The following is a 4,979-nucleotide window of genomic DNA, read 5'->3' on the forward strand; positions in this document are numbered from 1 at the left end:
CTCTGACGGCAGCAGGTCGGCGGTGATCGGCTGCTCGGGATTGTCGCTGCGCGCAAGGATCAGCAAGCGCTCGACATTGTTGCGCAGCTGGCGAACGTTGCCTGGCCAATTGTGGGCCTGGAGCACGGCCAGTGCGTCATCACCGATGCGGCGTGGCTTGATGCCGGCCTGCTTGGCCATCTGCTTCATGAAATTGTCGACGAGATAAGGAATGTCTTCCCGGCGCTCGGCGAGTCCCGGCACCATCACCGGCACGACAGCAAGGCGATGATAGAGGTCCTCGCGGAAACGACCCTCGGCAATCATCGCCTCCAGGTTCTGTGCCGTCGACGAGATGATGCGCACATCGACCTTTACCCGCTTGGTGCCGCCGACGCGCTCGAACTGCTGTTCGACCAGAACGCGCAGGATCTTGTTTTGCGTCTCGCGCGGCATGTCGGCGATTTCGTCGAGGTAAAGGATACCCTGATGGGCCTCTTCCAGAGCGCCGACCTTGCGCTCGCCACCGTTCGATTCGGTGCCGAACAGCTCGATCTCCATGCGCTCGGGCGTGATGGTCGCAGCGTTAAGCGCGACGAACGGGCCGGTCTTGCGTGCCGACAAAGCGTGGATGGCGCGTGCCGCCATCTCCTTGCCGGAACCCGACGGTCCGATGATCATGATGCGGCTGTTGGTCGGCGCGACACGATCGATGGTTTGACGCAGCTGGCTCATCGCCGACGACATGCCGATCAGGTCGTGCGTTTCACCACTGCGCATCTTGAGGTCAGAAACCTCGCGCTTGAGCTTCGAGGTTTCGAGCGCGCGCTCGGCGATCAGGATCAGCCGGTCGGCCTTGAACGGCTTTTCGATGAAATCATAGGCGCCGCGCCGGATCGCCGAGACCGCGGTCTCGATGTTGCCGTGGCCCGAGATCATCACGACGGGCAGGCTGGGGTGCAAGGTCTTGATCTCGTCGAGCAATGCCAGCCCGTCGAGCCGCGACCCCTGAAGCCAGATGTCGAGGAAAACCAGACGCGGCGCACGGTCCGCAATTGCGGCAAGCGCGCTGTCGGCATCGAACGCAGTACGGGTTTCATGGCCCTCGTCGCTCAGAATGCCTGCGACCAGTTCGCGGATGTCTTCCTCGTCGTCAACGATGAGAATATCAGATGCCATTTCTGACCTTTTCGTTTTCTCTGACCTGCACTGTGTCCCCGGCCCCCTTGGGTGCCGCAGCCTCTTCGGCTGTCGCAGGCAGGATCATGCTGATCATCGCGCCGCGCCCGCCGTGGAAATCGGCTGGTGCGTCGTGAAGTTCCAATCTTCCGCCGTGGTCCTCGACAATCTTCTTGACGATAGCGAGGCCGAGGCCCGTGCCCTTCTCGCGGGTCGTCATATAGGGCTCGAGAAGCCGTTGACGATTTTCGCGCGGCAGGCCCTTGCCGTTGTCGATGACATCGATCCGGATCGAGTTGCCGTCCCGGCGCGCTCGGATTTTAATAACGCCGGGTTCGCCGGTATGGCGCTCTGCCGCCTCGATCGCTTCGGCAGCGTTCTTGATGACATTGCCGAAGGCCTGGGCCATTAGGCGGCTGTCAAAGGTTCCCTTGAGCGGACCGGCGGTGATGTCGCGTTCGAAGGCGATGTCGGCACGGCTGACCTCGACAAGGAACGAGGCTTCGCGCAGCGGCTCGCGAATGTCGGTCACCTTCATTTCCGGCTTCGGCATGCGCGCAAAGGCGGAGAATTCGTCGACCATACGGCCGATGTCGCCGACCTGCCGGATAATCGTCTCGGTGCACTGGTCGAAGACCTCGCGGTCCTCGGTGATCACCTTGCCGTAGCGGCGGCGGAGACGTTCGGCCGACAGCTGGATCGGGGTCAGCGGGTTCTTGATCTCATGGGCGATGCGCCTGGCCACATCCGCCCAGGCGGAAGTGCGTTGGGCGGTCACGAGATCGGTAATGTCGTCGATCGTTACGACATAAGACTTGTCGCCGACTTCGCTCTCGCCTTCCTCGACCGTCACCTGGACGTTGAACGTGCGCTCGGCACCGGCGCGATAAAAAGTCACCTGCTCGCGATAGACGGCACGGCCCGACTTGCGCCCGATTTCAAAGACACGGCCGACATGCGGCAACAGGATCGACAGGTTCTGGCCGAGCGACTCGGACGCCGAGATCGCCAGCATCTCCTCAGCCGACGGATTGACGATGGTGATGATGCCATAGGGATCGACGCCGATGACGCCCGCGGTCACGCCCGAAAGCACGGCTTCCGAAAAGCGTCGCCGCTCATCGATGACGTCCTTGGCGGTCAGGATTTCGTTACGCTGCGACTTGAGCTCAAGCAGCATGTTGTTGAACGTGTCGCTGAGCGCGCCGACATCGCCATCCGATTGGCGCACAGGCACCGAAACGTCCAGATTGCCAGTCGCCACCTCGTCCGCAGCGCCGATAAGCTGGCGGATTGGCCGCACAAGGCGGTCGGCGACCGCGATGCCGGTCCAGATCGCCGACAAGACCACGATCAGCGTCAGGCCGAGATAAAGCAGCGCAAAGGCAATTTGCGTCGTGCGCCGGTTGGCGCCGAGGTCGCGATATTCGTCGGTATTGGCGGTAACGATCTGGCGTGCCCTGATCACATCAGGATCGACCAGCCGGATCGTGTAGAGGTAGAGCCCTTCGATCTCGCGCAGCTTGACGATGGCGCCGACGATATTGCGCGTCCGCGGATCGATCAGCACCGGCTTGCCGTCGGCGGCAGCTTCCACCGCCGCCTGCGGCGGCTCAGGCATGGCAARGTCAGCACCGGTCTTGGCACTCATGACAAACGAACCGTCAGGCCTGATCAGCGCTGCGTGGGCAAGTGCGCGCAATTGCGCCTGCCTGCCCATGAAATCGAGGAAGCCGCTGCGGTCGAGACCGTAGAGAGAGCGCGCATTGTCGAGGTCGTTGGCCATCGACAATGTCGTGCTCTGCAGATTGCGCGCATTTTCCTGGACATAGGCTTCGGCGATCGACAGCGAGGAATTGATGATGGTCCTCGTCCTGATCTCGAACCAGCGGTCGAGGCCGATATCCAGCGTGATCGACGCAACGATGGCAACCAGCAATGCCGGCAATGCCGCCACCAGCGCAAACATGGTGACGATGCGTACATGCAGCCGCGACGCCGCCTTGCCATGCCGGCGAGCCATGGCGATGCGCTGGATTTCGACGACGATCAGTCCGATGAGGATCAGGACGAACACTGCGTTGATGCCGATGAGCGCAAGTGTCGTCGTCGAATCAGGCGTGATCGGCGTGACGCCAACGAGGATGGCGAACGACACCGCAGCCGAAACCAAAGCGGCAGCGATCGCCACCACGCCCGGAAGCGCAAGAAGGCGACGACCTTCCTGCCGGCCCCGTTCGGGAAAGAGCGTTTCGTTCTGAGGTTGTGCCTGGCTCGCCATGCTGCCGTGTAAAGACATTGATTGCGGCGCATCTATGCAACGCATTGTGGCGATTATGCAACATTTTCGACGCAAGCGAAATGTTTCGGCAGGCTTTCGACAGATTAACGTTTGGCCTTCGTCGCGTCAGGCGGGCCGGGACGACTTGAAGACGTTGACGCCGAGCTCGCGGATCTTCTTGCGCAGGGTGTTGCGGTTGAGTCCCAGAAGCTCCGCGGCCCTGATCTGGTTGCCGCGCGTCGCCGTCATCGAGGCCAGCACGAGGGGGTATTCGACCTCGGCCAGAATGCGCTGGTAGAGACCGGGCGGCGGCAGGTCGCCGGCAAACATGGCAAAATAGCGCTGGAGGAAATGCTCGACCGCCTGGCCGACCGGCAGATCGTCGGGAATGAGGTTGCCGCCTGGCACGACAGGCTGTTCGCCGGTCTTGAGTTCGGACTCGATGATTTCGGCCGAAATCTCGTCCTGCGGATAAAGCGCCGCCAGCCGGCGCACCAGGTTTTCCAGCTCGCGCACGTTGCCCGGCCACGGATAGCGCTTCATCAGCTCAACACCGCCAGATGAGATATGCTTGGCCTGCAGCCCTTCGCTCACGCCCTGTTTGAAGAAGTGGCGGACAAGGTCTGGAACGTCTTCCGAACGCTCGCGCAATGCTGGAAGGCGAAGCGGCACAACATTGAGACGATAGAACAAATCCTCGCGGAACAGGCCCTGATTGATGAGGGTCCGGAGGTCCTTGTTGGTCGCAGCCACGATGCGCACATCGGTCTTGATCGGGGTGCGCCCGCCGACTGTCGTGTATTCGCCCTGCTGCAGCACGCGCAGCAGCCTTGTCTGCGCCTCCATCGGCATGTCGCCGATCTCGTCGAGGAACAGCGTACCGCCGTCGGCCTGTTCGAAACGTCCAGTCGAGCGGTTTTGCGCCCCGGTGAAGGCACCCTTTTCGTGGCCGAACAGCTCGGATTCGATGAGGTCGCGCGGGATTGCGGCCATGTTGATGGCAACAAACGGACCGTTGCGGCGGCGGCCATATTCATGGAGCGCGCGCGCCACCAGCTCCTTGCCGGTGCCTGATTCGCCTGAAATCATGACGGTTAGATCCGTCTGCATCATGCGGGCGAGCATGCGGTAGATGTCTTGCATCGCAGCCGAGCGCCCGACCAGCGGCATGGTTTCAGGCTGGTCGTCGTGGCGTTGGTCGATCTTTGGCCGGCGCGGCTCGGTGAGCGCCCGGTTGACGATGCTGAGCAATTCGGTGAGGTCGAAGGGCTTCGGCAGATATTCGTAGGCGCCGGTTTCCGACGCGCGGATGGCCGTCATGAAGGTGTTTTGCGCGCTCATGACGATGACGGGCAGTTCTGGCCGGGCCTTCTTGATGCGCGGCAGCATATCGAAGGCATTTTCGTCGGGCATGACCACGTCGGTGATCACCAGATCGCCCTCGCCGGCCGCCACCCAGCGCCATAGCGTCGCGGCATTGGAGGTGACGCGGACGTCGTGCCCCATGCGCGACAGCGCCTGGTTGAGCACCGTGCGGATC

Annotated in this window: 3 protein-coding genes; all 3 read right to left on the bottom strand. The window is 62.2% G+C overall.

Features of this window, described 5'->3' with window-relative positions:
* On the bottom strand, positions 1-1,158 hold a 1,158-nt coding region (gene ntrX, locus AC1DUU_RS22675; RefSeq protein ID WP_476785640.1), incomplete at its 3' end, for a nitrogen assimilation response regulator NtrX.
* Positions 1,148-3,484: a sensor histidine kinase NtrY-like gene (locus tag AC1DUU_RS22680; RefSeq protein ID WP_476785641.1), complete on the bottom strand. Its 2,337-nt coding sequence runs from the start codon at positions 3,482-3,484 to the stop codon at positions 1,148-1,150. The genes ntrX and AC1DUU_RS22680, both read right to left, overlap by 11 nt.
* A gap of 81 nt (positions 3,485-3,565) precedes the next feature.
* Positions 3,566-4,978: a nitrogen regulation protein NR(I) gene (gene ntrC / locus AC1DUU_RS22685; RefSeq protein ID WP_476785642.1), complete on the bottom strand. Its 1,413-nt coding sequence runs from the start codon at positions 4,976-4,978 to the stop codon at positions 3,566-3,568.
* Between the last annotated feature and the right edge of the window lies 1 nt (position 4,979).

This window comes from Aminobacter sp. P4_H6_2, from assembly GCF_056400805.1.